Genomic DNA, 26204 nt, shown 5'->3' on the forward strand with positions numbered 1-26204 from the left:
TTTTTGCCTCAACTTACCCCCCCCCCCCCCCCCCCCCGGCCCCGGCCGGTCCGGGCCGGGGGGGGCCGCCGCCCCCCGGGTCCGCAGGGAGATCCCAAGAGATCGTGGGGAAACTGGAGGACGGAGGGCCGCCGGCGACCGGCGGACAACGCCGCGAACGCTTCGTCCACGGCCGGCGCCAGGTCCGCCGGATCCTCCACCCGGCGGGCATGACCGGTCACCGACCGGAGCATCCGAAACTGTTTCTTGGGCTCGTGGATCAGCCCCAGACCCTGCTCCCGCTCGCCTCGCGCCACGGTGGTGGTCAGATGCAGCAGGGGAGAGCTGGAATGGTAGGCCTCCCCCACCGCGTGCATGGAGTTGGCCGCGCCGGGCCCGGTGCTGGTGACCAGGACGCCGGGACGGCCGCTGGAACGGGCGTATCCGTCGGCCATGAATCCGCAACCCAGCTCCGACCGTCCGCCGATGTGGCGCACCCGGTCCCGGTAGCGGTGGAGGGCGTCGAAGATATCCAGGTTGTGGATGGAGATGATGCCGAAAAGGAGGTCGACCCCGTGGAGCGACAAACGCTCCACCAGTGCCTCGCCGCCGGTCCTGTTGGCCATCTCAACTGTCCGGAATCAAGGGCCGCCCCGGCGTTCCATTCGTCATTCCCCGGACTGCCGTTCCGGGCGAAGCTCCCGGACCACCTTGCCGATCCGCCACATCTCCGATTGCTCGACCTCCTTCAACTCCCGGGTGAGGGCCTCCCGGTAGTCGGCGGCCCGGTTCGCAGCCAGGACCCGGCGCGTCTCTTCGCCGCGCGCCACCTTGTCGTAGAGCTCCTCGAAGATGGGGACGTTGGCGTCCCGGAAGCGCTTGAACCAGTCCAGGGCGCCGCGTTGGGCCGTGGTGGAGCAGTTGGCGTACATCCAATCCATCCCGTTCTCGGCGATGAGAGGGTAGAGGCTCTGGGTCGCCTCTTCGACGGTCTCGTTGAAAGCCTCCTGAGGACTGTGGCCCCGGGCCCGAAGCACCTCGTACTGGGCCAGCCAGAGTCCGTAGATGGCTCCCATCAGGACCCCCCGTTCTCCCGTCAGGTCGCTGTAGACCTCCTTTTTGAAGTTGGTCTCGAAGAGGAACCCGGACCCGATGGCGATTCCCAGCGCCAGGCAGCGCTCCCGGGCGCGGCCCGTGTAGTCCTGGTCCACCGCGTAGCTGGAATTGATCCCCCGGCCCTCGAGGAAGAGCCGCCTCACCGTCGTCCCGGATCCCTTGGGCGCCACCAGGATCACGTCGATGTCGGGCGGCGGAACCACGCCGGTCTGGTCGTTGTAGGTGAGGGCGAACCCGTGGGAAAAGCAGAGGGCGTCGCCCGGTTTGAGGTGGGGCTTGATGTTGGGCCACTGCGCGCCCTGCCCGGCGTCGCTCAACAGGTACATGACCAGCGTGGACTGCTCCACCACCTGCGTGATGTCCTCGATCAGGTTGACACCCGGGACCCAGCCGTCCTCGACCGCCTTCTTCCAGCCGTTGCCGCCGCGGCGCTGCCCGACGACCACGTCGATCCCGTTGTCCCGGCAGTTCAGGGACTGCCCGTGGCCCTGAGGGCCGTAGCCAATGACGCCGATGCGCTCACGACCCAGAATCTCCCGGACCTTGTCCATGGGGTAGTCGCTGCGTTCGATGACGTCCTCGACATAGTCGCCGATCTGGATTCTTCTCATAATTCCCTCTCTTCGGAAGATTCGATATGCTTCGCTTGTTCAGCAGGACGAAGGAGCGAGTTTATACCAAATCCTGCGAAGGCGACTCAACAACTCCGGGACGCAGTTCCCGCGGGCCGACAAGGAGCAGTCATGCAGATCAAACAGGTTTGGGACCTGACCCGGTTTCGCCCCGAGAAAATGCAAAAGGTGAATCTCTTCGAGACCCCCCGCATGTTCTGCGACATCTACTGCTTCGAACCGGGCCAGGAACAGAAGGTTCACTCCCACCGGGGCAACGACAAGATCTACCACGTCCTGAAGGGACGCGGCCGTTTTACGGTGGGTGAGGAAACCCACACCCTGGAAGAAGGGGAGGCCACCTGGGCCCCGGCGGGCGAACCCCACGGCGTGCTCAACCATTCCGGTGATCCTCTGATCTGCCTGGTCTTCATGGCGCCCCATCCCAGACCGGACCGATTCGCGCCGGCGGGTGAAGATTGAAGCCATGTATTGCCGGTCCCTGCCCCTTTCCTCCGACCCGGCCGCGCTGTACGCCCGGCTGAGCCGGTCCCGGGGCCCCTGGGCGGTTCTCGACAGCGGTTGGGACCCCGGAGGCGCGCGGGGCGGTCCCCTGTCCCGGTTCTGCGTCTGCGCCGTCGACCCGTTCGCCCTCCTCACTGCCCGAGGGGACCGGGCGGTCCTGACCTGGAAAGACGGCCGTTGCGAAAGAGGATCGACGCTTCCGCTCCTCCGGGACGTACTGAAGCGCTTTCAGCTTCCGGACTCGAACTGGCCCACCCCTTTTCCGGCGGGGGCCTTGGGATATTTCGGTTACGAGCTCGGGGCTCTGATGGAGCCGGCGTTCGGTGCGCCCCCGAGAGCGGACCAGGAGACCGGCCTCCCCGACCTCTGGTTGGGTCTGTTCGATTCCGCGGTGACCATCGACCTGGAGCGCGAACGGATCGTGCTCAGCGCCACCGGCCAGCCCGATTCCGGCGGCCGGGCCCGCCAACGGGCGGAATCCCGGATTCGGGAGCTGACCGCGGCAGTCGAATCCGCGGTAGCCGCCCCGATGCGCGGCCCCGTACCGGCACCGCCGGCATCCGCTGGCGGCGACGGCTTCGATTCCAACTTCACTCCTTCCGGGTTCGCCCGGGCCGTCGACCGGATCAAGGAATTCATCGCCGCCGGAGACATCTACCAGGCCAACCTCTCCCATCGCTTCCGGACACGCTTCAGGAAGGACCCGTTCCGGCTCTTCCTGGATCTGCGCCAGGCGGCCCCCGCCCCATTCTCCGCCTTCCTGGACGGTGGAGACTTCGCCGTGGTCAGCATGTCGCCGGAACGCTTCCTGCACCTGGACCCGGAGACGCGCCGGGTCGAAACCCGTCCCATCAAGGGCACCCGGCCGCGCGGGCGAACCGTCACGGAGGACCGCCTCTTGGCCCGGGAGCTCGTCCACAGCGGGAAGGACCGGGCCGAGCACGTCATGATCGTGGACCTGGAGCGGAACGACCTGGGCCGGGTGGCGCAGGTGGGCACGGTCCAAGTGAGGGAATTGTCGCTGCTGGAAACCTTCCCCACGCTGTTTCACCTGACCTCGACGGTGGAGGGGATCCTGGCGCCCGGACGCGACCGCGTGGATCTTCTCAAGGCCACCTTTCCCGGAGGCTCCATCACCGGAGCGCCCAAGATCCGCGCCATGCAGGTGATCGACGAGCTGGAGACGGTCCGGCGGGGGATCTACACCGGGTCTCTCGGGTACCTGAGCTTCACCGGCGGGATGGATCTGAACGTGGCCATTCGCACCATCGTCGTCCGGGATGGGCGCGCCGAGTTTCACGTGGGCGCCGGAATCGTCGCCGACAGCGACCCGGAGGCGGAATACCAGGAGACGCTGGTCAAGGGACGGTCCCTGCGGGAGGCCCTGGAGGCCGCCGAAACACGGGATCGCGAGCCCTTTCGCCAAACCGCCTCAAGGTTGCTGGCGGATCGGATTTTCTAATAGAATAGCGATCCTTCCGCCCGGAAACCTCAATTCCGGGCGTGACGTTTCGAATATGTGGTGGGCGTAGCTCAGTCAGGTAGAGCACAGGGTTGTGGCCCCTGTGGCCGTGGGTTCAAGTCCCATCGCCCACCCCATTTCCCGGGCTTTCCAAATATTTGGTTGAAAGTAGCGTAGAGGGGGACTGCCTGGGTCGCTCCGCTCCCTCGGCGACAGGAAAGTCGCCGCTCCACTCAGAAATGCTCGCTGCACCAGGGGGGCGGGGTGACGCGGAACATGGCGTCGGCTTCGGCGAGTTTCCTGGGGTCGCGGGCACGGATGCGGGACGCGCGAGCCAGGGTCAGGAAGCTCACGCCGCCGAGGTAGACGGCGCCCAGCTCGTTGGCCGTGAGTTCCAGGTCGGGGCGCCGGGTGGTGGGGCGGCAGGCGGCGCCGTCGGGTCCCCCTTCCAGCTCGAAGCGGCCCCGGTTCCAGGGGCAGCTCGCATCCTCCAATTCGAGAACCAGCCGGCCCGATGAAGCGTACCGCCGGGCTGAGAGCGCCGCCGGCGCGTCGATGAGGCGCAGCCAGAGAGAATCGCAGGGGGTGCGTTTCAGGTGGCGCGGGTCGGCCAGCATCCAGAGGAGCGGGTCCTGCAAGGGTCGGTGGCCCGCCTGGACGCAGGTCATCAGGTCCACTCCGAAGCAGAACTGCCAAAGCGCTCTTTCGGCGCGCGCGTTGATGCCGCAGAGTTCGTCCACGGCGACGATCTGGTCCCGGGGGCGGATCCGGTAGAGCGCATAGCCTTCGACGCTGGACCCGTCCCGGTACACGGCACGGATCAACCGGGTCCGGTCCGGGCGATCCTGGTCCTGGGGGTCGCCCAGAGCCTGTTCCCAGCGCGCGGTTCGGCGATGGATGGCCCCGGCTCGCCCATAACAGGCCTGCTCGCGAACCTTCGGCAACAATTCCAGCGCTTCGGACCGGGAAATGTATTCCACCCGTCCTGCGCCCGAGTCGCCGGGGATCATCTGCGTCCGCAGCCGGTCGATGGACCAGGACTCGTGGAAAGTGGCGATCCCATAACCGAAGCGGCCGTAGATGATGCTCTCGGAGGCGTAGAGGCCGGTGGCCGGTTCTCCCCGGTCATGCATGTCCCGGAGCTGGCGGTTCATCATCCGGGTCATGAGCCCCCGCCTCCGGTGCGTGGGCTGGACCGTCACTCCGGCCACCCCGGCCATGGGGAGCCAGCCTCCCGGAATCCGCAGCCGGAAGGTGTGGGAGTTGATGGTGCCCACGATCCGTCCCGAGTCGTACGCGGCCAGCGAACGGTCTATTTCAACCGGAGTGTTCAGTAGCTGCGATTCCGGGATGCCGTACCCGAATCCGCTGTACTTGGCCCGGATCCAGGCGGGATAGTCTTCGGCGGACAGGGCCCGCAGCTCGATGCTCATTCGTCCTCCGGCACGATCTCGACTTCGACTCTGAACCGCCCGAACCGGTTCTGATCTCCCTCCAGCTCGAAAGTCAGGATCTTCTCGGGACGAGACCTGCAGACCTGGACCCGCGTCCAATCCCGGTTCCGGACGGTCACTCGATAATCCCGCTCCGGCAGGACGTCGTAAAGGCAGAGGCCGTGGCGGCGAATCAGCTTCAGATCCAGGGCAACCGCCGCGCCGGCGCTGTCGTAGACCGCGTTCAAGACCTGGAGGCCCTTGGAGTTGGCGTTCAGGAGCAGCGGACAGCCGGCGGGCGGCGGCGCCAGCCGGAGGGTCACCTGCTCCCCGGGGTCCAGGGGAGGCGCCGTGAAATAGCGTCCGTCCACGATGTGAATGTAGTTCACTCCGTCCGCCGAGACCCCTTCCACGGGAACGTCGCTCTCCACCATGAACCCTTCCAGGCGTCGGCCGGTGGGGTTGGCCACCGTCACGCTCCCGGGAGAGTCGGCGCGGAATCGGATGGACTCATAGTCGGTCATGGTCTCGTACAGCATCTTCTCGCTGGCCAGCCAGAAACCGAGCCGTTCGGCCCGGGTGATGGCGTAGATCAGGTAGTCCAAGGTCCCACGCCCCTGGTTGACGCTGCCGTCCGCGCTGAAGAGGGGATGGTATTGGAGCGTGTAGACTCCGTTGTCCAGCCGGTACGGGTCTTCGTTCCCCTCTCCCGAACCCAACTCGAACTCCCAGGGAGGCTTGCGCGTGGAGGCTTCCAGAGCCGGAGAAGGGGCCTTCCCATGCCGGCCCGAGTAGATCAGGTCGACCAGATTGTAATCGCAGTCGTATTCGTGGGTGCGATCCCAACCCCGCAGGGCCTTGTGCTTCTCCACTCTGGTGATGACCGGGTGGTAGGGAAACCAGAAGCCGGAACTGGCCACGGTGGTGCTGCCGTCGGTCTCGTAGGCGTGCTCGCCATATTCCCACATGTCGTAGAAGCAGAAGGTGCAGGTTCCCAACAGGTCGGGCACTTGCTCGTATGCGTAGTCCATGGCGTCCAGGGTTTCAGGGTGGGCGTGGGCGCCGCCGTGCCGGCCGCAGGTGTAGACCCGGATCCCCAGACGCTCCTCGGTGACCCGGATATGTTCGTAGAGCCCCTTTCCCACCAGGTAGGTGGGGGGACCGCCCACCAGGCTGTCGTTGTGCAGCCCCGCCTCCAGGAACTCGTACTTGGCGACCTCGCGGACCCAGAGCCGGGACTCCTCCTCGGTGGCGGAATCGTCCGCAATGACCCAGTCCAGGATGTCCCAACTGGCCGGCACCAGGTTGGCCGCCTCGTACTCCAACATGGCCAGGTCGGATGACTGGTCCACGTCGTGCCGCAGGGAGAGGACACCCCGGTAGCTGCCGAACGCGCGCAGCCGGGTAGGGGGCAGGCCCTGGTTTTGTTCCTTCAGGAGCCGGGCCAGGAAGTAGGCCAGCGTGTCCCCCCAGTGGACCGGATTGTTCCAGTTCCGGATCTCGTCCACGTAGAGGTGGGCCTGCAGCACGCCGCCCAGGAACTCGAAGACCTGGTTGGCCACGTAGAGGGTGTTGCCGGTGAGGACGATCCCGTCGCCGAGCCGGCTCCGGGTGGCCGTCGAGGCGTTGCGGAGGTCCCCCGTAATCTCGTAGAGGCCGGCTGCAACCTCTGCGCCGGCGGCGGCCTCGACGCGGTGAACGGCCGCGCCGCGGGCGCCCGTGACGTAGAGATCCTCCCAGGTCGACGTGTCGCCGAACGGGGAACCGGCGGTCCAGCCCCATCCGCTGTAGCCCTGGGGCCGCTCCAGCCGGGATCGCTCCAGGCCCAGGAGGGAATCGGGGAGATTGGTCCGGCCGGTGACCATGAGAAAGAAATCCGGGTCCTGTAGACGGTCCCGGATCCGCGAGAGGGTGCGCTCTTCAAGCCGGGCGGCATTGGGAATCACGAGAGTCTGGTACTCCCGGATCGATTCCCGCAACTCCTCTTCGTCGACGGTGTCGTGCTTCAGGTTCAGCCGGTTGAGAAAGGCGGAGGCGGCGTTGGGGGCCAGGTAGGCGTACTCCCCCTTGAGCCACCGGGCCCGCTCCCCCCAGGCGTCGGTGAACTCGTAGATCTCGTCTTTCGCCCGGGCTTCCCGGACATAGAGTTGCCGCGAAGTCCCGCTCTTGAGCAGGGCGACGTTCTGGCGCAGAGTCGGTGGCATTTCGGTCACTCCTCATCGAATCTCCCGCCGCGGGAGGTTGCTTCAGATCTTCAGACGGGGGTCCAAGGCGTCCCGGAGCCCGTCCCCGAGAAAATTTACGCTCAACAGACTCACGAAAATCAAGAGACCCGGGAAGATGGCCAGCCAGGGGGCAACCTTCAAATAGTGCTGAGCGTTGAGCAGCATGTTGCCCCAACTGGGCAGGGGGGGCTGGATACCGAGCCCCAGGTAGCTGAGGCTGGACTCGGCCAGGATGGCGTAGCCCAGGTTGAGGGTGGCGTAGACGATGATGGGCGCCATGGTGTTGGGCAGTATGTGCCGCAGGATGATCCTCCAGTGGGGAATCCCCACCACCCTGGCCGAGTCCACGAACTCCATTTCACGCAGCGACAGGAAGGAGCCGCGAACGATGCGCGCCAGGCTCATCCACCCGAAGATCACCAGGATGCCGATGATCTCCCAGACGGTCCCGTTCCCCAGGCGGGAGAGGATCAGGAGCAGGGGAAGGCTGGGGATGGAGAGCATGAGGTCGGTGAAACGCATCAACAGGGTGTCGATGAAGCCTCCGAAATATCCCGAGACGGCGCCGATGAGGATGCCGGCCAGCGCGCTCAGCAGGGCTGCCGAGAGTCCCACGAAGAGGGAGACCCGCCCCCCCTGGAGCAGCCGCGTCAGGACGTCGCGGCCCAGCTCGTCCGTTCCCAGCCAATGGGACGCGGAGGGGGGTGCGAGATGCTGCTGCAGATGGACCCGGCTGTAGCTGTGAGGCGAGAGCCAGGGTCCCAACAGCGAGACCAGGGCGATGAGTCCCAGCACGGTCAACGAGACCATGGCCAGGCGATGCCGGCGGAGCCTCTGCCAGGCGGTGACGCCCGATCGGGTTCGAGACGGTTCCATGGTCGCCGCTTACTCCATTCGGATCCGGGGGTCCAGGAAGGCATAGGCCACTTCGGCCAGCAGATTGAACAGGGCCACCAAAAGTCCGAAGATGAGGAAGATGGCCATGGCCAGGTAGTAGTCGTTGTTCATCAGCGAATCGAAGATCAATCTCCCCATCCCGGGCCAGGAGAAGACGATCTCGGTCACTACGGCCCCGCCGATCAGGGCGGGAATGGTGAGGGCGATCAGGGTCACGATGGGAATCAGCGCGTTCCGGAGGGCGTGGCGCACCCAGATCACCCTTCCCGCAAGACCCTTGGCCCGCGCCGTCAGAATGTAGTCCTGGCGGATCACTTCCAACAGGCTGGACCGCATGTAGCGCATCCAACTGGCGGTGCTGAAAAGGCTCAGCACCAGAACCGGAGCCACGTAGTACCGGGCCTGCCCCCAGAAGCCCAGACCCGGCTCGATGGAGGGATGCCCTCCGGGCGGCAACCAGCCGAGAACCACTGAGAAGAGGAGAATGACCAGAATCCCGGACCAGAACACCGGGAAGGAGATTCCCACGAAGGCCACCAGAGAGAGCAGATAGTCCGCCACGGAATACTGGCGCAGAGCGCTGTAGACCCCGATGGGTATGGCGATGAGGATGCTCACCAGCAGGCTGAGGCCGGTCAGGGCCAGGGTGTTGGCCAGGCGTTGGGGAAGGATGCTGGTGATGGGACGATGGTAGAGGCGGGAATATCCCAGGTTCCCCTGAGCGACCTGGGACAACCAGCGGAAGTATTGGATATGGATCGGATCGTCCAGGCCGTAGACGGCCCGCAACCGCTCGACCTCCTCCGGCGTCACGTTGGGATTGGACAACACCAGCATGTCCATGGGGTCCCCGGGCGCCAGTTGCATCAGGGTGAAGACCACGACGGTGACGAAGAAGACCACGGGGATGGTCTGCAGCGAACGTCTCAACAGGTGTCGGAACATGGGTTGGGTGGGTCGTGGCAGTCCAAGGTTAGAGGGAGGGTTGGGGGTCTTCCGGTGGTGTTTTGGTGTTATGTTCGTTTGGAGGCCGGCGATTGGAAATCGCCGCTCCAGTCGCCGCTCCCAGGCGCCAGTTTTCGACTCCCCATCCCAGAAATTGATCCGGGTAGGGGACGTAGCCGGTGAGGCGCCGGTCCATGCTCACGACCCGGACGTGCCAGTACAGGGGCAGGGTGGGCAGCTCGCGAACCCAGACCTCCTGCTGGCGGCGCAGCAGGCCGTAGCGTTTTTCGTCGTCGATGGTGCCCAGCGCCTGCCGGATCAGGTCCTTGTTCTCCTGGACCGCGTTCCAGGGCGACCCTGGCGTCAACTGATCCAGGTTCGTGTCCCTGGGCCACCATAACCCATAGGCGGAGACCGTGGCCTCCGGCTGGATGACCCAGCGCCAGACGGCCACGCCTCCCGGTTGCAGATTCTGCCTCTGCAGCGTGTCGGGAAAGAGCAGCCGTGCCGACTCGGGCCGGATTTCCACCTGGATGCCCAACTCCTGCCACAGGGCCTGGAGCACCGACACCACCTGGAGCCGGGTCCTGTCCCCCGCGATGGTGATCAGGGTCAGGCGCATGGGCTCTCCCCGGGCGTTTCGGAGCGGCCCGTCCCCTTCCCTGGACCAGCCGGCCTGCTCCAGGAGTCTCTGCGCCCGTTCCGGATCATAGCCATACCGGGACAGTCCGGGGTTGTGAGCCGGATGGCTGGGGTGGACCCAGGAGTGGGCCGGGGGCTGCTTGCCCCGGAAGATGGCGTGGTTGATCCCCGCCCGGTCGATGGCCAGGAGAAGCGCCCGCCGCACCCTCAGGTCGTCGAAGGGAGGGTGTTTGACCTGCAAGGTGGCATGCTCCAGCCAGGCCGAATCGACATACCGGATTTCGATCGCGGGAGTCTCCTCCAATTCGCGGGCTTGTCCCAGAGTGAGCCAGCCGTCCGTCAGGTGGACCTGGCGGGTGGAGACGGCGATGGCCAAGGCGTTGAGATCGGGAATCACCCGCACCAGGATCCGCTCCAGGTCGGGCGGCGGGCCCAGGTTGTAGGCCGGATTGCGGACCAACAGGATATGGCTGCCCGAGGCCCACTCCTGGACCTGGAAGGGGCCGTTGGCCTTCGGATAGACGCTGACCCTCTCATCGGCCAGGAAACGGTCCCAATAGGCCCCTCCCTCCGAGCGGTACCGCTCCCAGATGGGACGGTAGTAGCCCTCGGGGATGAGACGCAACCGGAGGTCCGCGTTCCCGAAGGGCCACAACGTCTTGTAGGACACCCGGATGGCGTGGGAGTCCAGGGCCTGGACGTCGCCGATGGGCTCCATGTAGGACGCCCCGTGTGGGTACTGCTCGTCACTCATGAGCTCCCAGGCGAAGGCGGCGTCGCGGGCGGTGATCTCGGTTCCGTCGGCCCATTGGAGACCCCGCCTCAATTGGAACGTGGCCTCCATCACCCCCTTTTCGTAGTCCACCTTCAAGAGGCCGTTCTCCAGGCTGGGCAACTCGGTGCAGAGCACGCAGCGGGGCCGGCGCCGGGAATCGATGAGCAGCAGCGGACGCCAGATGAAGGATCCCACGTCGCCCGAAACCATCAGGTTTCCCACGATACCGAAGAGGGCGTCCGGTTCCTGGGAAACGCCGATCACCAGGGTCTTGCCGGGCTCCGGAACGGGGAGATCCGCCTGCCCGCCACAACCGGGAGCGGCCAAACAGACGAAGGCCGCCAGGAGCGAAAGCCGAAATTCCCGCAGCGCCGTCGACATCTTCAGTTCCTGACCCTCATCTTGCCCGAGCCGGGCTTGCGGCGGTATATTGGCCGCCTCCATGGGCCGGGGTCAACAGCCCCTGGTGAATGTCCCGCGCCGGGGCGCGACAGGGGATCCGCACCTGTGACTCACCTGCTGGAAGTAAAACGGTTGAGCGCTCGCTACACCACTCCCGGCGGCGTGGTTCGAGCCGTCGACTCCATCTCCTACTCTCTGGATCAGGGAGAAACGCTGGGACTGGTGGGAGAGAGCGGCTGCGGCAAGAGCGCCAGCGCCCTCTGCCTGCTCCGGCTCCTGCCCGATCCTCCCGGAAAGATCGTGGGAGGCGAGATCCTCTTCGACGGCCGCGACCTGCTCCGGCTCAGCGAGCGGGAGATGCGCAAGGTCCGCTGGTCCGAGATCGCCATGGTCTTTCAGGATCCGCTGGCTTCCCTCAACCCCGTCCTCACCATAGGCTTCCAGATCCAGGAAGTCTTGCGGCTGCATGAGGGGATGACCTACCGGCAGTCCCGCGACCGGGCCCGCGAGCTTCTGGGACTGGTGGGAATTCCCGACCCGGAGCGGCGGCTGGACCAGTACCCGCACGAATTCTCCGGAGGCATGCGGCAGCGGGCCATGATCTCCATGGCCCTGGCGTGCAATCCACGCCTGCTGATTGCGGATGAACCGACGACGGCGTTGGACGTGACCCTGCAGGCCCAGATCGTGGATCTGGTCAAGGAGTTGCAACAGAAGCTGGGGATGGCGGTGATCTGGATCAGCCACGACCTGGGAGTGATCGCCCGGCTGGCCCAGCGGGTGATGGTCATGTACGCCGGCGCCATCGTGGAGGAGGCCGACGTCCGGGCTCTCTACAATACCCCCGGCCATCCCTACACCAGGGGTCTGCTGCGGGCCACGCCCCACGCGGTGGCCGGGACGAAGCGTCTGGCCTCCATTCCAGGGCAGCCGCCCGACCTGATCGAGGAGCTCCCTGGCTGTCCCTTCGCGCCGCGGTGCGGCCACACCGTCCAGCGGTGCCGGCAGGAGGTCCCGTATCTGGAGGCGGTGGGAGCCGCTCACCGGGTGTCCTGTTGGCAGAAGGACGAGCTGGCGGGAGGTGCCCGGTGACTGTCCGGGACACTCCGGAACTGGTGCGGGTGGAGGGACTCAAGCAATACTATCCGGTGAACCGGGGCGTCCTGTTCCGGCGCCAGGTGGGTGCGGTGCGCGCCGTCGACGGCATCTCCTTCCTCATTCGGAGAGGAGAGACGCTGGGGCTGGTGGGAGAGAGCGGCTGCGGCAAGTCCAGCACCGGGAGGGCCATCCTGCAGTTGCAGCGTCCCACCGCGGGCCGGGTCTTCCTGGACGGAGTGGAACTGACGGAACTCAAGGGCGGGGCTCTGAGGCGCATGCGCCGCCGGATGCAGATGATTTTTCAGGATCCGTACGCTTCCCTGAACCCCCGGATGACGGCGGGACAGATCCTGTCCGAACCCTTGGAAATCCATCAACTGGCCCGGGGGCGCCGGCAGGAGAGGGTGCGGGAGCTCATGGAATTGGTGGGTCTCAACCCCGGCTACGCAGACCGCTATCCTCACGAGTTCTCCGGCGGCCAGCGCCAGCGGATCGGCATCGCCCGGGCCCTGGCCCTGCAGCCCGACTTCATCATCTGCGACGAGCCGGTTTCGGCTCTGGACGTCTCGATTCAGGCGCAGGTCATCAATCTTCTGGAGGATCTCCAGGAGCAGTTCGGTCTGACCTACCTTTTCATCGCCCACGACCTGAGCATGGTCCGGCACATCAGCGACCGGGTCGCGGTCATGTACCTGGGCCGGATCGTCGAGCTCGCCAGCCGGGACGACCTCTACGAGAGCCCCTTGCACCCGTATACGCAGGCGCTCATCTCGGCCGTTCCCCTGCCCGATCCCGACCTGGAGACCCACCGCAGCAGGATCGTTCTGAAGGGCGATCCTCCCGACCCGGCGGACCCGCCCGCCGGCTGCAACTTCTGCACCCGCTGCCCGGTTGCCGTCGATCGGTGTCACCGGGAGGATCCCCCGCTTCAGGAAGTTCGACCGGGCCACTGGGCGGCCTGTCATCTGGTTGCATGAACCTTTCATGAGGGAGACACACGTCATGAAGAAACCGTTCGGTCTTGCAATTGTTCTGCTTTCGGCATCCATTTCCGCGCTCGGGGAGACCGAAAGATCACAGGCGGAGACGGAAGCCATCGCCGGCATCCAGGAGAAAGGAGGGCTGGTGCTGGAAGTCGCCCAAAACGACCCCAGCCTCGACGTCGCCTTCCATCTGGTCTCGAAACCGGCGGAGGACGGAGACCTGGCGCCCTTGGAGCAGCTCACGAACGTGGTCAACCTGAACCTTCGCAAGGCGGCCATCACCGATGCCGGCCTGGTCCACTTGAAGGGCCTCAAGACCCTCCAGCGCCTCCACCTGGAAAAGACCGCCGTTACCGACGCCGGCCTGGAGAATCTCAAGGATCTGACCAATCTCGTCTACCTGAACCTGTACGAGACCGCGGTCAGCGACGCCGGCCTCCAGCACCTGAAAGGACTGTCCAAACTCCGGAAGTTGTTCGTCTGGAAGACCCAGGTGACCCCGGCCGGCGTGGACGCCCTGCGCCAGTCGCTGCCCGAGCTGGAAGTGGTTTCAGGCCAGGAACTCGCTCCCGATCCTCCCGAGGAGAAGACCGGCGAGGACGAGGAGAAGAAGGCGGACTGAACAGCCCGTGGCAAGAGTCGCCACGGACGGTCAGGTCAGACGCAGCCGGGATACTCCCGCCCCCTCAGAAGCCGATAGCTCGGCATGGGCAGCGAAGGGTTCGTCCACCGGGAGCGGGCAGTCATGTAGTGCACGGCGAAACCGCGCCGGGAATGGTTCGTCCGGTTGGGGCGTGAGCTGTGCAGCAGCAGGCTGTGATGAAATGAGCAGCTCCCCGCCGGCATGACCACGGGCGCCTCGGACGCCAGGTCCATGGCGCTGGCCGGAACCTGCTTGTCGACGCGGTCCCCGATCTGCCAGGGCTCGCCGTGGTCCACGACTCCGCCCAGGTGGCTGCCCGGAATCACCCACATGCTCCCGTTGGCCACGGTGACGTCATCCAGCGCCGACCAACAGGTGACCAGAGCCATGGGCTCGATGAAGAAATAAGCCGAATCCTGGTGGTACGGCTTCTCGACGCCCCCGGGCGGCTTCATGAAGAGCTGGCTTTCGAAGAGCTTCACGTCGGGACCGATCAGGTCCTCCACCATGTCCAGAATACGACCGTTTTTGGCGTGGCGGAGAAACACGGGATCGTTCTCGGCGCAATGGTCCAGCTTGCGAATCGTCTCGACGGACCGGCGGCCGTTGGCCGTGGGTTCCAGCTCCAGGTTCGCCTCGGGAAAAGGGACGCGTCCCTCGGCGATGTCCTCCGTCCGCCGCTTCAGCGCCTCCACCTGGTCCGGGGGGATGACGTTCTCCACGATCAGGTAGCCCTGATCTCGATATTGCGCGACTTGAGCTTCGGTCAGTCTCTTCATGCTGGGAAGTATAGCAATTGAAAGGAAAGAGAAAAGCTCCCCCACCGGCCGGAGCGGCGGTTTTCCTACCGCCGGAGGAGCGGCGGTTTCCTAACCGCCGATTCTTGAATTTCAGGCGGACGCGAACGGGACCGGGCGATTGGGAAGCCGCCTCCTCGTTCAATGAAAAGCGAAAAGGCTACAGAAAGGGGTAGCCGTGGATCACCGACACGACGATGGAGAGGATCGTCAGGACGATGCAGACGGCGGCGGCGGCCAGGTGGTTCAGGCGCTCGGGTTGCATGGGGTCCAGCCAGCGAGCCAACAGGTAGCCTCCCAGAAATCCCCCCAGATGAGCCCAGTTGTCGATTCTCGGGAAGATGAATCCGAAGATCCCCAGGATAATGGCGTACCCTCGGGCCTGCCGGCTGATGTTGCTGCCGATGCCGCGGCGGCCGGCGTAGACCAGCGCCCCCAGAAGGCCGAATATGGCCGCGGAGGAGCCGACCGAGAACATGGCTCCCCGGAGCGGTCCGGGCAGGAAGGGAAGAAACATCCCGGTCACGGTGCTCAATCCGAACCCGGCCGCGGTGGCCACGGTGTAGATGAGGATCATGCGGCCGGGGCCGTAGATCTCGGCGGTGACCGGCGCCAGTTGGCGGACCCACATCAGGTTGAAACCGATGTGGAGCAACCCGCCGTGGAGCCAACCGGCACTGAGCAGGGTCCACCAGCGATCGTAACGGAACACGGGAATGGCGCCGCTCGCGCCGAACAGGAACAGGCCGTGCTGGCTGGGAGACAACAGCGAGAACATGCCTCCACCCCGGGACTCTCCGGAACCCACGACCAGGGTCGCGACGTACAGGAAGATGCAGCCCACCGTCACCAGCCGGAGAAATCCGAAGTCGTCGCCCAGAATCCGCACCAGGGGCGCAAAACCCCAGAGACCCGGGTTCTTGCAGCCGCACTCATAGCATTCGGAGTCGTTGACTCCCACCAACAGGCCGCAGGATCGGCACACCACCGAACCGGTCGTCTGTCGTCTGAACACCGTCGATCTTCCTCTCCGGACCTCAGCGGGAGGTTCCGTGCCTAGTGTACCAGCAAGACGGCGCCCGCAAGGGGTGGCCCTACGGCCGGAGAGCGAATTGGAACCGGTCCGGGTCGAAGGAATCGGAATGCGCGCGGTCCAGGAATTTCCCGGCGGCGCGGCGGCCGACTTCCCAACTGACTCCCATGCCGTGCCCTCCCAGGGCGGCGACCCAGAACAGATTCTCCAGTTCCGGATCCCAACCGATGACGAAGGAGGTGTCGGACGCCTTGGTGCGAAAGCAGGACCAGACTTGCTCCTGGACCGCGTCTCTGAGGTGGGGCAGCTTGGACCAGCAGAGCTGGGCCAGCGCCTCGGTCATGTCCGCGTCCACCGTCGGTTCCAGGCTCTCGGTCTCGCCCTCGTCGCAGACGCTGATGAGTAGTCCGTCGGACTCGGGCCTGAAATAGAAATTGTCCTCCAGGTTCCAGACGATGGGCCAATGGGGATTCACTCCGGGGACTCGCCCCAGGACAAAGAGGTGGCGCTTCAACGGACGCATGGGAACCGGCGCGGCGCCCGCGAGTCGGCCGACCAGCGGCGCCCAGGCGCCGGTGGCGTTGACCAGGCGGCGGGCCGTGATTTCGCCCTGGGTGGTGTCGATTCGGAACGGCCCCGTCCCCCGGCAGCCTCGCAGTTGGCAGTCGAACAGGAAGGAGACCCCCCGCTCCCGGCTGCCGGCGAGGTAGAGCTGCAGCAGAGCGGAAATGTCCATGATGCCGTCGGCGGGAGTCCAGAGGGCGGCGCCGAATTCGTGGCGGTCCAGCAACGGGACTCTCCGGCGGGCTTCCGGCGGGCTCAGGAGATACGATTCGATCCGGTCGGGTTCCCGCATCGCCTCCAACCGGTTCGCCGGTCCCAGGAGCAACGACCCGACCTGGCGAAAGCCCAGCTCCGACTCGTACTCGCCGTATGCCCGGCGACTGGCGGCGGCGGCCCGCCGGATGTCCTCCCGCTCCTCGTGCTGCCTCACCATGGCCGCATTCCGGCCCGAGGCGTGGAAGCCGGGCACCGATTCCTGATCGATCACCAGGATCGATCCCGGGAATGACCGGCTCAGGTGAAATGCGGTGGAGGCGCCGGCAAAACCCGCGCCCACGATGAGGACGTCGACCTTCATCCCGAAAACCGTATCGGTTCGCGTGGGGAGAATTCAACAGGAGCGGCGATTTCCAATTGCCCTCCCAATTTCTTTCTTGACAACTCCGATCGGAATACTAGATAATGCGCCGCGTCGTCGGAAGACACGGTCATGGAGACTCAAATTCAACCCAATGTCACACCCCTGCTGGCGCCGGCGGAAATGATGCCGGCCGAGGATCTGGTGGCTTGGGCGCTGGATCAGTGGCATCCCCGCATCGCCGTCTGCACCAGTTTTCAGGCCGAGGGAATGGTCATCCTGGATCTTTGCTGGCGCTACCGCAAGGATGTCCGGGTCATGACCATCGACACGGGACGGCTTCCGGCCGAAACCTACGAAATGATGGACCGCGTCCGGGACCACTATGGAATCCGCCCGGAGGTCTTCTTTCCTCACGCCGCAAGCGTGGAGACCATGGTGGGAGAATCCGGGATGAACCTCTTCTACCGATCCCGGGAAGAGCGAGAGCGTTGCTGCCACGTCCGCAAGGTAGAGCCTTTGACACGGATGCTCCAACCCCTGGACGCCTGGATGGTCGGCCTGAGGAGGGAACAGTCTTCCAGCCGAGTCGGCGTCTGCAAGCTGGAAACCGATTGGGAGCACGGTTCCAAGATCAAACTGAGTCCGCTGGCGGATTGGACCCACGATCAGGTCTGGGACTACATCCGGCGCAACCGGGTCCCCTGTCATCCCTTGTACGACCAGGGTTACGGCAGCATCGGCTGCGCCCCCTGCACTCGGGCTCTTCGTCCCGGCGAGCACCCACGCGCCGGACGCTGGTGGTGGGAGCAGGGAAACCACCGGGAATGCGGGATCCACTGCCTCCGGAAAGCCGATTGATTCGGTAGCCCTTCGTTTCGCAACTCTTCTTGAACACAATGCAGCCTTCCGAGGCGCAGGCACGCGATTCCAGTGATCCGAAGACCAAACTGATCTGCCCCTGGGGAGGCCGGCTCGTGGATCTCGTGGCGAGCCCGGAAGAGTCCGCGGATCTCCGGGCGCGAGCTTCCTATCTCCCTTCGCTTCAAATTTCCCGGCGGAGTGCGCTGGACCTGGAACTCATGGCGTCCGGGGCCTTCTCCCCGCTGACCCGCTTCATGAGCCGAGCCGACCACGAGCGGGTGGTGGGGGAGATGCGGCTGGAGACGGACGCCCTCTTTCCCGTTCCCGTCGGTCTCCCCGCTGCGCCCTCCGAGGCGTTCCGATTGGACGCGGAGATCGCCCTCCGGGACTCCAGGAACGACCTGCTGGCGATCATGACGTTGGAGGAGATCTACGAATGGGACTTCCGGGAGACGGCCCACGCCGTCCTCGGCACCCTGGACATTCGCCATCCCCTGATCACCGAAATGCACGGCTGGGGCAAGGTCAACCTGTCCGGAAGGCTCCGGGTGCTGCATCCGCCCCGCCGGCCCGACTTCGCCGAGCTGCGCCTGGGCCCGAGTGAAACCCGTTCCCGCCTGGCGAAAATGAGCTTCGCCAACGTGGTCGCCTTTCAAACCCGGAACCCGCTGCACCGGGCCCACGAGGAGCTGACCCGCCGGGCCATGGACGAAACCGGCGGCGCCTTGCTGCTGCACCCCGTCGTAGGCATGACCCGCCCCGGCGACGTGGACCAATTCACGCGGGTCCGCACCTACAAGGTCCTGGCCCGCAACTACTACGACTCCCGCCGCGTGCTCTTGAGCCTGCTCCCCTTGGCCATGCGGATGGCCGGTCCCCGGGAGGCCCTCTGGCACACCCTGATTCGAAGAAACTACGGCGCCAACGCCCTGATCGTCGGCCGGGACCACGCCAGTCCGGGCACCGGACGGGGCGGCCTTCCGTTTTACGAACCCTACGAGGCGCAGGAACTGGTGCGGCGCTTCAGCGGCGAGACGGGAGTGAAGATGATTCCCTTCCGGCAACTGGTCTATCTGCCGGACGAGGACCGGTACGAGGAGGTCGGGCACGGGCGGACCGCGGCCCGGACCGCTTCCATCTCAGGATCCCAGGTGCGGGACGACTATCTGCGCAAAGGAAGGGACCTGCCGCGCTGGTTCACGCGGCCCGAAGTGGCGGACATTCTGGCGGAGGCCTACCCGCCGCGCCACCACCAGGGAATCTGTATCTGGCTGACCGGCCTGAGCGGCTCCGGAAAGTCCACGACGGCCCAGGTCCTCACCGTGCTCCTGCAGGAGCAGGGGAGGAAGATCACGGTTCTGGACGGCGACGTGGTCCGGACCCATCTCTCCAAGGGGCTCGGCTTCAGCAAGGAGGATCGGGACACCAACGTCCTCCGCATCGGCTTCGTCGCGTCCCAGATCGTCCGGCATGGAGGCACGGTGATCTGCGCCGCGGTGAGCCCGTACCGGGAGACCCGGAACCAGGTCCGATCCATGGTGGGAAGCGGCCACTTCGTGGAAGTGTTCGTGGACACTCCCCTCGAGGTCTGCGAGGAGCGGGACGCCAAGGGCATGTACGCCAAGGCCCGGCGCGGGGAAATTCGCGGATTCACCGGCATCGACGACCCCTACGAGTCTCCCCGGGACCCGGAGATCATCCTGGACACGGTGAGCCACTCTCCGCAGGAAAACGCTCAGGAAATCGTGGACCACCTGTTGAGGCGGGGCTTCGTCCGGCCGGCGGAGTGAGCCGGTCGTCTTCATTCAACAAGATTGAATCGCAGATTCGAGTCGCCGGTAGAGACAATCGAAGTCCTCGGCACATTTCAGGCGGATTTTGGAAATGTGAGAGGCGGCCTCTTCCCCCAACAATTTGCGACCACCGCCAGGACCGTCGGCGACGCCACGCGCTTTGGCCAATTGTTCGAAATAGTTCTCCTTGACGTGGACATCGGCTCGCACTTCGGCCCAGCGCCATCCGGCAGGCAGATCCAGACCGGCAAGGACCCAGGTTTCGATCTCCTCCCATGCGTTCTCCGCAAGGAAGGTTCGCATGCATCCGAACTCTTCTTCGATCTGGTCGAGTCTCTTCCGCCGACCCTTCTCGCCATCGCGATCAACGCACAACACGAATATTTGGGCCATTCCACGATGCCGTTGGATGATTTCCGCGATTCGGTGCGACTTCAAGGCTTCTCGGACGCCACCGAGCACAGGATCTTCGCAGACCCGGACACGCGTGCGTGGTCTACCCATGGAGCCAAAGAGAGATTCGAACAGAGGTTTTAATACAGACTTGTCTTTACGGGAATCTTCGGGTATGACGAGGACTCTCACGAGCCGTCCTTCGCTTCGCCGTAGTCTTCGGTGAAATAGAGCGCATCCTCCATCCAGCCGGATTCATGGAGCCGGCCAAGGCCTTGATCTCTCCGCAGTTCCTGCACGTTGGGCAGCTCGGCAACTCGGCGGATGATTGCATCAGATTTGTTTTCCAAGCGGCACACTACGGATGTGCTCTTAAACGTATCGTCGTTGATAGCGGTCAACAGTGTCGGTGCATGAGTCGTCGTGACCACCTGAATACAGTGCTTCGCGGTTTGTCGTTCGATCAGATCCGCCAGCAAATGCAGCCTGACCGGATGGATTCCGTTGTCCAAATCTTCAAAGAAATACAGGCCCTTGGAGTTTGAGCCAAGCAGCGCTGCCAGTATGACGAGAAAGCGCAAAGTTCCATCCGAAGCACTGTAGGCCGACACCTTCCTGCCATTGGCTTCACAGACCATGAGATGGACGCGGCCACTCGGACCACGCGGAAACTCGAAGCCACACACATCCATTGGCGTGAGTTCGCGTAACCAGCTCGCTAGAATGGCTCGACGCTCGGCATCGGCGCAGATTTCCTCCAACACCGTCGGCAAATTGTCGCCGGAATCCCCCAACACATTGGCTCCAGGAAACGTTGGGTCGCGCATCCGATCCAGTGACGGTTCCAGAAAACGCATACTCTTCAGGGCATTGAGGACCTGTCTCGTGAGATCCCTATACCGAATCCCTGCTTGTCGGCTTTCACAAACCTGCGTCACCGCCGGCCGATCCCGTTTGATGTTGATTCGGCGACCGTTGTCCAGATCAATGTATACGTCTGGGTATGGGGTCCTGGGTTTCTCAAAGACATCTTTCTGACCAACGCGGAGGCGCTCATATGTGATTCTGAATCCGCTGGTTCGAGATATTTCAGGGCTGACCTCAATCGAATACGTGGCCTCCCCATTCTCCAACGTCAAACCAATCTCAAATGCGAACGCAACTTGGCCAAAGCGGATGATTTCATTTGCTGCGCCTCGGATCGGTCGCCACTCAACGCGCCCGTCAGCGCCATATCTGCCGCCGATGATCTCTGCCAGCGTATAACCGCGGCCGACACCTTGGAGAAAACGGAACGCGTCCCGGATGTTGCTCTTGCCGCTGGCGTTGGCGCCGACAACCACGGTAAATGGACCGACACGCAGTGTCTCGTCAGCGAAGTTCTTGAAATCGACGAGTCGAAGTGAAGTGATCACGCCGGTGACACCGATGGGGCTGCTGGGGCGATGTCGCAAGTTAAGTTGGTGGAGGTAATCGGATTCGAACCGACGACCCCCTGCTTGCAAAGCAGGTGCTCTTCCAACTGAGCTATACCCCCACCCTGGGTCGAGAAACTACAGCGGCAATCACCGAAGCCGATGGGGTGCGCCCCAGGAGATTCCCGCTATGGGCGTTTAGTTTAGCAGCCTCGGAGAATGCGCGTCGCGATTCGGAGCTGGGACTCTTGAAGCGTAAAGGGGGGACTGATGTCCCCCCTTACCCCCCAACCGGCGGTAGGAAAACCGCCGCTCCAGCCGGCGACAAGAAAGTCGCCGCTCCTGGCGGTAGGAAAACCGCCGCTCCTCTCAGCCGGAGACGGTGCGGGGGCGGGTGAAGGGCTCCTCCAGGTATTTCTTGGCCTCGGCCTGGGCTCCGTTGTAGTCGATCTTGCTGTTGGCGGCCTTGCGGTATTCCGACTTGGCCCGCTCCCGCTGGCCCAGGATGTCGTAGATCTTTCCCAGGTAGATATGGATCCAGGTCTCGATCCAGGGTGGGTTCAGGTTCCCGTTGAGCGACTCCCGGAAGGCGTTGGCCGAATTGGAGAAGCTGTGCTGCTGGAAGAACACCTCGCCCAGCCGATAGCTGGCCATGGAGCTTCTGGGGTCCATCTCCTTGGCCTTCTCGAATTCCTGAATCGCCGCCACGAACTCCGCCTTCCGCTGGTAGTCCTCTCCCAGCGCGATGTGGACCAGGACCCGCATCCGATCCGAATCGTTCAGGATCTTTCCGTTGGGATCCACCACCACCCGGAGGGGCCGGTCCTTCATGTCGAGCTTGAACGACGTGGAGCGGCCTCCGATGACCAGTTTGTCGTCGTTGGCGTCACCCTTGGTCTCGATTCGCAGGTCGGCCGGCATGCGGAAGAGGTCGATGTCCTGCTTCACCTGGCCGCGGATCTGGAATGTCCCGTCTCTCAGCTTGTAGATGTTGTAGTCGACCTTGAACTCGGGGACTCCGACCGACTCCACCCACTGGACGAAGAACCAGCCGTAGTCTTCGCCGCTCTTCCGCTGGACGAAGTCGACGAAATCCTGGATGCCCGACTCCTGGTCCTTCCGCTCCTGGTACCACTCCTTGAAATACCCGTCGAAGCCCTCCCGGCCGATGAGCTGACCCAGCATGTAGAGCACCCAGGCCCCCTTGCTGCCGACGATGGACTCGTACTGGGAAGAACCGGGCTTGAAGGTGAGGCCCTCGGTGATGGGGGCCAGTTTCTGGTGCTTCATGGCATCCACCGCCTCGCGGGCCAGCACGCCGCGAAAATCGTCGGCGTGACTCGACTCCATGTAACGGAGTGCCGCGTAGGTGCAGAAACCTTCGCGGAGGAAGACGTCGCGGTCCCCCTTCGGTCGCACCGAGTACCCCCACCAATGACGGGCCAGCCGTTTGGCCAACTCCACCACCGGCATCCGCTTGGCTTCGAGCAGTCCGGATTCCAGAAATATGAGGCCGAACGACCCGGCGGTCTCCAACTCCACCTTGCCCACCGCAACCAGGTCCAGTTTGGACAGCGGGCTGGGACCGTACTCCTGGTTGTAGAATTCCAGGATCTTTTCGATCTCCTGAGCCCAGGGAGTCAAGTCGCCCTTGAAGTCCTCCCTCACGTGGAAGCTGATGGGAACCGGACCCTCCTTGAAATCCTGCCGGAGGTATTGGGAGACCACCACGGGGATTTCGGTCAGGGGATAGTCGCTCGACCAATTGAAGACTTCGGTGACGCCCTCGGTCCGGATCGACTCCAGGCGGCCGGGCGCCACGGCCGAGAATCCAAGGGGAACCCGCACCCGTACCTTGGCCGTCGCCGAGTCGAACGGAAGCAGGTGCTGAGGAAACCAGCGGCCCTCGGACAGGAGCAGTGCTCCGTCGGGGGAAATCACGGCCTTCTCGGTGCGGGCGACGTTCAGGAAGGCGAATTCATCCCCTTCCAGATTCCCCTCGAACCGGAAAGTGAGCGTCACCTCGGTCCCCGGGTTGAGGGACTTGGGGCCCTGAACCCTCATGTTCTTCTGGCTCAGGTCGTCGAATCGTGTCGAGTACCGGTTCCCGTCCTGGTCCATGGTCGACAGAATGCTGAGCTGATTGTTGAAGTCGAAGGGGATGCTGAGGATGTTCTCCAGGACCTTGAAGGTGACCCGGGCCGATCCCTCCAGGAAACGCTCCTGGGGGTCCACCTCCACCTCGATGTCGTAATGGCTCACATCCAGCAGGCGCGGTCCGGCGGGCGCCGTCTCCGCCCATGCCGGAGCATTCCCCAGTACCAGAAGAGAAATCGCAATCAGCACTTTCATGACATCACTCCTGCAGATAACTTCGGACCTGCACCGCAGCTTCACGATACGCGTTCTGCCGGCCCAGGCGGCCGGCGGCCTGTCCCAATTTCTCCCTGACGCTCGCCCTCTCCCCTTCCTGAGTGAGGAGCCGCACCAGGTAGCGGCCGATGGTCCGTCCCCGCGCTTGCCATTGAATGAACTCGGGCACGATGCGTTCGCCCATAACCAGATTGGTCAGAGAGTAGGTCCGGGTCCGGACCAGAAGACGGGCGAATATCCATGTCGGCCACGACATCCGGTAGACCATGGCGAACGGAACGCGCAGCAACGTGGCTTCCAATGTAGAGGTCCCACTTTTGATTATGGCACAGTCGGTCCGGGGAAGGACTTGGGCCGTTTCCTCCTCCCGGAACTCCAGCGGCAAGGGCTTGCCCCGCCTCCCCAACCAGCTTCGATAGACTTCTTTTAGTTCCTCCAGCGGCAGGTCCGGAGCCTTGACCACCCAGTATCGTGCCTGGCAGCGGCGGGCAGCGTAGCGGGCGGCGTCCAGCATGCGTGGGAAGATTCGCCGCACCTCCTGGATCCGGCTGCCCGGCAGCAGAGCCACCAGGGGTTCCTCCTGCGGGCCGGACCCGGCTCCGGGCTCCACCTCTCGAAGCCGCTCCAGAGACGGATTCCCCACGTAGAGAGCGTTGACGCCCCGGCTCCGAAAGTACTCCTGCTCGAAGGGAAAGACGGCCAGAACCAGATCCACGTCCCTTCGAATCTGGCGGACGCGCGAAGAGCGCCATGCCCACACCTGGGGTGCAATGAAGTATACGACCGTCACGCCCGCCTGTTTCAAACGGCGGGCCAGCCTGAGATTGAAATCGGGAAAGTCGACCAGGATGGCGAGCCGGGTCCGGCGCAACCGGACCTCCCGGAGAATGCTCTGATACAGGTTCCAATAGCTGGACAGATTTCCAGCCGCCTCCCAGGGACCGATGGCGGCCAGCCTGGAGACGTCCTCCAGCAGGTCAACGCCCGCCTGGGACATCTTTTGGCTGCCGCTCCCGAACCACTGGATCCGGATGCCGGAGCTGAGCCGGTCGATTTCCCGGACCAGCGCCGCGGCATGCTGCTCGCCGGAGGTTTCTCCGGCCACCACCAGAACTGAGACTTTTGGAATCACACCCATTGGACTGGACGGGGCGCCGGAAGTTTCACGCGGCCGTGAGATTTCGCGGGAGGTCACGCACCGGCGGTTGGAAACCGCCGCCCCCGTTGGAAACTGACTTTTTTGTTCGGCGGTTGGAAACCGCCGCCCCCACTGGAAACCGCCGCTCCTCCTTACTGGATGCGCTCGCGGATCCAGCCTCCGCCCAGGACCCGGTCACCCTGGTAGAAGACCGCCGCCTGACCGGGCGAGACCGACATCTGAGGACGATCGAAGACGACACGCGCCATTCCTCCCCCGTTCTCCGCTGCCGCCGCCGGGCAGTCGATCTCCGCGGCGGCCTCGGCGTGCCGGGAACGGATCTTGACCGAGGCCCGGACCGGGCCCCGCGGCGTCCGTCCCGAGATCCAATGGACACGCTCGGCCACCAGCCCCGTGCTGAACAGCTCCTCCTTGTAACCGACGATCACGGCGTTCTTCCGCCGCTCCAGACGCAGAACGTACAGAGGCCGTGGATGCGAGATGCCCAGGCCCCGCCTCTGTCCCACCGTGAAACGGAACAGTCCCCGGTGAGTCCCCACCCGCGAGCCGTCCGCCATGAGCACCGGCCCGGGACGCTCCTGCTCCTGGAGGACCGGCAGAAAGTCGTGATCCACCCCTCCGGCCTGCCGGCGAATGAAGTCCGCGTAGTTGCCCCCGGAAACGAAACAGATTTCCTGGCTCTCCGGTTTGTCGGCGGTGACAAGCCCGTTGGCGCGGGCGATGTCCCGAACCGCGGCCTTGGGATACTCGCCCACGGGAAACAGCGTCCGGGCCAACTGATCCTGGTTGAGCTCGAACAGGAAATAGGACTGGTCCTTGTCCGTGTCCAGGGCCTTCAGGAGCACGTGGCCGTCTTCTTCGTCGCGGCCCACCCGAACGTAGTGACCGGTGGCCACCCGCTGGAGACCGATCTGACGAGCGAAATCCATCAACCGGTCGAACTTGACGAAGGTATTGCAGAGCACGCAGGGAGACGGAGTCCTGCCCTCCAGGTACTCTCCGATAAAGGTCCTGATGACCTTTTCCCGAAAGACCTTCTCCATGTTGACGACGTAAAACGGGACCGCCAACCTTTCCGCCACCCGGCGCGCGTCGTAAGTGTCGTCCAGCGAGCAGCAACGCCCGGACCGGACCGCCGTACCCTGGGGGTCCTTGCGGTGGTCCCACAACCGCATGGTGCATCCCACGATGTCGTAGCCCGCGTCCTTGAGCAGGACTGCGGCGGCAGAGCTGTCCACGCCGCCACTCATGGCCAGAAGGATCCGCTCCATGGTTGCCGGTCACTCCTCTTCCTGGTTCCGATCCAAAAACTGGGACAAGAACGGGCGACCGCAGAGGCCGCCTTTGCCGCTGCCACGGTTCGTCAGGTCCCGGCCCGCAGTTTCGATTTTACTAACAGTCCGTGGTGAAAGTCCCGCGAGCACCGAGACCGTTCCTGCGCCCGCCGGACAAGGCGCGATTCGGGTGCATACCGGGAGTATGTGCCCGAATCGCAACGCA

Annotated in this window: 22 protein-coding genes and 2 tRNA genes; 8 read left to right on the forward strand and 16 right to left on the reverse strand. The window is 64.4% G+C overall.

The window, feature by feature from the left end; genetic code table 11:
* Nucleotides 1-8 precede the first annotated feature (8 nt).
* Together OXT71_00465 and ilvC are read right to left on the reverse strand one after the other, a co-directional pair.
* Entirely contained in the window at nucleotides 9-605 is a 597-nt protein-coding gene (locus OXT71_00465) for a thiamine pyrophosphate-binding protein (protein ID MDE2924861.1), read from the reverse strand.
* 42 nt (nucleotides 606-647) lie between these two features.
* Complete coding sequence (ilvC, locus tag OXT71_00470; GenBank protein ID MDE2924862.1) at nucleotides 648-1706, reverse strand: ketol-acid reductoisomerase; 1059 nt, start codon at nucleotides 1704-1706, stop codon at nucleotides 648-650.
* A 132-nt stretch (nucleotides 1707-1838) separates the two neighbouring features.
* On the opposite strand from ilvC, the gene OXT71_00475 reads away from it, so the two are divergent.
* From OXT71_00475 to OXT71_00485, 3 genes are all read left to right on the forward strand, one after another.
* Nucleotides 1839-2189 carry a cupin domain-containing protein gene (locus OXT71_00475; protein MDE2924863.1) on the forward strand — a complete coding sequence of 117 codons (351 nt, stop codon included), beginning with the start codon at nucleotides 1839-1841 and terminating at the stop codon, nucleotides 2187-2189.
* Nucleotides 2179-3693, forward strand: coding sequence for an aminodeoxychorismate synthase component I (pabB, locus tag OXT71_00480; GenBank protein ID MDE2924864.1), 1515 nt, complete (start codon nucleotides 2179-2181; stop codon nucleotides 3691-3693). Before OXT71_00475 ends, pabB begins: the two co-directional genes overlap by 11 nt.
* A gap of 60 nt (nucleotides 3694-3753) precedes the next feature.
* Nucleotides 3754-3830: transfer RNA gene (locus tag OXT71_00485), tRNA-His, on the forward strand.
* A gap of 96 nt (nucleotides 3831-3926) precedes the next feature.
* Here the strand turns inward: OXT71_00485 and OXT71_00490 are convergent.
* From OXT71_00490 to OXT71_00510, 5 genes are read right to left on the reverse strand one after another with little or no spacing between them, the layout of a single operon-like run.
* Nucleotides 3927-5126 (reverse strand): GNAT family N-acetyltransferase, encoded by a 1200-nt coding sequence (locus OXT71_00490; protein ID MDE2924865.1) that lies wholly within the window; start codon nucleotides 5124-5126, stop codon nucleotides 3927-3929.
* The gene (locus OXT71_00495; GenBank protein MDE2924866.1) at nucleotides 5123-7330 is read right to left on the reverse strand and encodes a hypothetical protein; all 2208 of its coding nucleotides are present in this window, start codon (nucleotides 7328-7330) and stop codon (nucleotides 5123-5125) included. Before OXT71_00495 ends, OXT71_00490 begins: the two co-directional genes overlap by 4 nt.
* Nucleotides 7331-7372: 42 nt before the next feature.
* Entirely contained in the window at nucleotides 7373-8227 is an 855-nt protein-coding gene (locus OXT71_00500) for an ABC transporter permease (GenBank protein ID MDE2924867.1), read from the reverse strand.
* Between the two features lie 9 nt (nucleotides 8228-8236).
* The gene (locus OXT71_00505; GenBank protein MDE2924868.1) at nucleotides 8237-9193 is read right to left on the reverse strand and encodes an ABC transporter permease; all 957 of its coding nucleotides are present in this window, start codon (nucleotides 9191-9193) and stop codon (nucleotides 8237-8239) included.
* A 28-nt stretch (nucleotides 9194-9221) separates the two neighbouring features.
* Nucleotides 9222-10991, reverse strand: a complete 1770-nt coding sequence (locus OXT71_00510; protein ID MDE2924869.1) for a peptide ABC transporter substrate-binding protein — start codon at nucleotides 10989-10991, stop codon at nucleotides 9222-9224.
* Between the two features lie 126 nt (nucleotides 10992-11117).
* On the opposite strand from OXT71_00510, the gene OXT71_00515 reads away from it, so the two are divergent.
* The 3 genes from OXT71_00515 to OXT71_00525 are packed head-to-tail and all read left to right on the forward strand — an operon-like array spanning nucleotide 11118 to nucleotide 13715.
* Complete coding sequence (locus OXT71_00515; protein MDE2924870.1) at nucleotides 11118-12104, forward strand: ABC transporter ATP-binding protein; 987 nt, start codon at nucleotides 11118-11120, stop codon at nucleotides 12102-12104.
* Complete coding sequence (locus OXT71_00520) at nucleotides 12101-13087, forward strand: dipeptide ABC transporter ATP-binding protein (GenBank protein ID MDE2924871.1); 987 nt, start codon at nucleotides 12101-12103, stop codon at nucleotides 13085-13087. The genes OXT71_00515 and OXT71_00520 overlap by 4 nt, the downstream gene beginning before the upstream one ends.
* A gap of 25 nt (nucleotides 13088-13112) precedes the next feature.
* Entirely contained in the window at nucleotides 13113-13715 is a 603-nt protein-coding gene (locus tag OXT71_00525) for a hypothetical protein (protein ID MDE2924872.1), read from the forward strand.
* A gap of 35 nt (nucleotides 13716-13750) precedes the next feature.
* On the opposite strand, the gene OXT71_00530 is transcribed toward OXT71_00525, so the two are convergent.
* From OXT71_00530 to OXT71_00540, 3 genes are all read right to left on the reverse strand, one after another.
* Nucleotides 13751-14515, reverse strand: coding sequence for a phytanoyl-CoA dioxygenase family protein (locus tag OXT71_00530; GenBank protein ID MDE2924873.1), 765 nt, complete (start codon nucleotides 14513-14515; stop codon nucleotides 13751-13753).
* A 178-nt stretch (nucleotides 14516-14693) separates the two neighbouring features.
* Nucleotides 14694-15548 carry a rhomboid family intramembrane serine protease gene (locus OXT71_00535; GenBank protein MDE2924874.1) on the reverse strand — a complete coding sequence of 285 codons (855 nt, stop codon included), beginning with the start codon at nucleotides 15546-15548 and terminating at the stop codon, nucleotides 14694-14696.
* Between the two features lie 79 nt (nucleotides 15549-15627).
* Nucleotides 15628-16707, reverse strand: a complete 1080-nt coding sequence (locus OXT71_00540) for an FAD-dependent oxidoreductase (GenBank protein ID MDE2924875.1) — start codon at nucleotides 16705-16707, stop codon at nucleotides 15628-15630.
* A 132-nt stretch (nucleotides 16708-16839) separates the two neighbouring features.
* On the opposite strand from OXT71_00540, the gene OXT71_00545 reads away from it, so the two are divergent.
* Together OXT71_00545 and OXT71_00550 are read left to right on the forward strand one after the other, a co-directional pair.
* Nucleotides 16840-17568: a phosphoadenylyl-sulfate reductase gene (locus OXT71_00545; protein ID MDE2924876.1), complete on the forward strand. Its 729-nt coding sequence runs from the start codon at nucleotides 16840-16842 to the stop codon at nucleotides 17566-17568.
* 38 nt (nucleotides 17569-17606) lie between these two features.
* A complete protein-coding gene (locus tag OXT71_00550; protein MDE2924877.1) occupies nucleotides 17607-19361 on the forward strand; it encodes a bifunctional sulfate adenylyltransferase/adenylylsulfate kinase in 1755 nt (584 codons plus the stop codon).
* Between the two features lie 15 nt (nucleotides 19362-19376).
* On the opposite strand, the gene OXT71_00555 is transcribed toward OXT71_00550, so the two are convergent.
* The 6 genes from OXT71_00555 to mnmA form a co-directional block, all read right to left on the reverse strand.
* Nucleotides 19377-19949: a hypothetical protein gene (locus OXT71_00555; GenBank protein ID MDE2924878.1), complete on the reverse strand. Its 573-nt coding sequence runs from the start codon at nucleotides 19947-19949 to the stop codon at nucleotides 19377-19379.
* The gene (locus OXT71_00560) at nucleotides 19946-21172 is read right to left on the reverse strand and encodes an AAA family ATPase (protein ID MDE2924879.1); all 1227 of its coding nucleotides are present in this window, start codon (nucleotides 21170-21172) and stop codon (nucleotides 19946-19948) included. Before OXT71_00560 ends, OXT71_00555 begins: the two co-directional genes overlap by 4 nt.
* A gap of 46 nt (nucleotides 21173-21218) precedes the next feature.
* Nucleotides 21219-21294: transfer RNA gene (locus OXT71_00565), tRNA-Ala, on the reverse strand.
* 247 nt (nucleotides 21295-21541) lie between these two features.
* Nucleotides 21542-23524: a M1 family aminopeptidase gene (locus OXT71_00570; protein ID MDE2924880.1), complete on the reverse strand. Its 1983-nt coding sequence runs from the start codon at nucleotides 23522-23524 to the stop codon at nucleotides 21542-21544.
* A 4-nt stretch (nucleotides 23525-23528) separates the two neighbouring features.
* Nucleotides 23529-24683, reverse strand: a complete 1155-nt coding sequence (gene lpxB, locus OXT71_00575; GenBank protein ID MDE2924881.1) for a lipid-A-disaccharide synthase — start codon at nucleotides 24681-24683, stop codon at nucleotides 23529-23531.
* Between the two features lie 152 nt (nucleotides 24684-24835).
* On the reverse strand, nucleotides 24836-25975 hold the full coding sequence (gene mnmA, locus OXT71_00580) for a tRNA 2-thiouridine(34) synthase MnmA (GenBank protein MDE2924882.1): 1140 nt from the start codon (nucleotides 25973-25975) through the stop codon (nucleotides 24836-24838).
* Nucleotides 25976-26204 lie beyond the last annotated feature (229 nt).

The organism is Acidobacteriota bacterium (assembly GCA_028874215.1).
Lineage (GTDB): Bacteria > Acidobacteriota > UBA6911 > RPQK01 > JAJDTT01 > JAJDTT01.

Coding starts and splice junctions, on each gene's coding strand:
- OXT71_00530 (MDE2924873.1), bottom strand. CDS start 14,515: ATGAAGAGACTGACCGAAGCTCAAGTCGCGCAATATCGAGATCAGGGC.
- OXT71_00570 (MDE2924880.1), bottom strand. CDS start 23,524: ATGAAAGTGCTGATTGCGATTTCTCTTCTGGTACTGGGGAATGCTCCG.
- OXT71_00525 (MDE2924872.1), top strand. CDS start 13,113: ATGAAGAAACCGTTCGGTCTTGCAATTGTTCTGCTTTCGGCATCCATT.
- ilvC (MDE2924862.1), bottom strand. CDS start 1,706: ATGAGAAGAATCCAGATCGGCGACTATGTCGAGGACGTCATCGAACGC.
- mnmA (MDE2924882.1), bottom strand. CDS start 25,975: ATGGAGCGGATCCTTCTGGCCATGAGTGGCGGCGTGGACAGCTCTGCC.
- OXT71_00505 (MDE2924868.1), bottom strand. CDS start 9,193: ATGTTCCGACACCTGTTGAGACGTTCGCTGCAGACCATCCCCGTGGTC.
- OXT71_00510 (MDE2924869.1), bottom strand. CDS start 10,991: ATGTCGACGGCGCTGCGGGAATTTCGGCTTTCGCTCCTGGCGGCCTTC.
- OXT71_00475 (MDE2924863.1), top strand. CDS start 1,839: ATGCAGATCAAACAGGTTTGGGACCTGACCCGGTTTCGCCCCGAGAAA.
- OXT71_00550 (MDE2924877.1), top strand. CDS start 17,607: ATGCAGCCTTCCGAGGCGCAGGCACGCGATTCCAGTGATCCGAAGACC.
- OXT71_00545 (MDE2924876.1), top strand. CDS start 16,840: ATGGAGACTCAAATTCAACCCAATGTCACACCCCTGCTGGCGCCGGCG.
- OXT71_00540 (MDE2924875.1), bottom strand. CDS start 16,707: ATGAAGGTCGACGTCCTCATCGTGGGCGCGGGTTTTGCCGGCGCCTCC.
- OXT71_00500 (MDE2924867.1), bottom strand. CDS start 8,227: ATGGAACCGTCTCGAACCCGATCGGGCGTCACCGCCTGGCAGAGGCTC.
- OXT71_00465 (MDE2924861.1), bottom strand. CDS start 605: ATGGCCAACAGGACCGGCGGCGAGGCACTGGTGGAGCGTTTGTCGCTC.
- OXT71_00490 (MDE2924865.1), bottom strand. CDS start 5,126: ATGAGCATCGAGCTGCGGGCCCTGTCCGCCGAAGACTATCCCGCCTGG.
- lpxB (MDE2924881.1), bottom strand. CDS start 24,683: ATGGGTGTGATTCCAAAAGTCTCAGTTCTGGTGGTGGCCGGAGAAACC.
- OXT71_00495 (MDE2924866.1), bottom strand. CDS start 7,330: ATGCCACCGACTCTGCGCCAGAACGTCGCCCTGCTCAAGAGCGGGACT.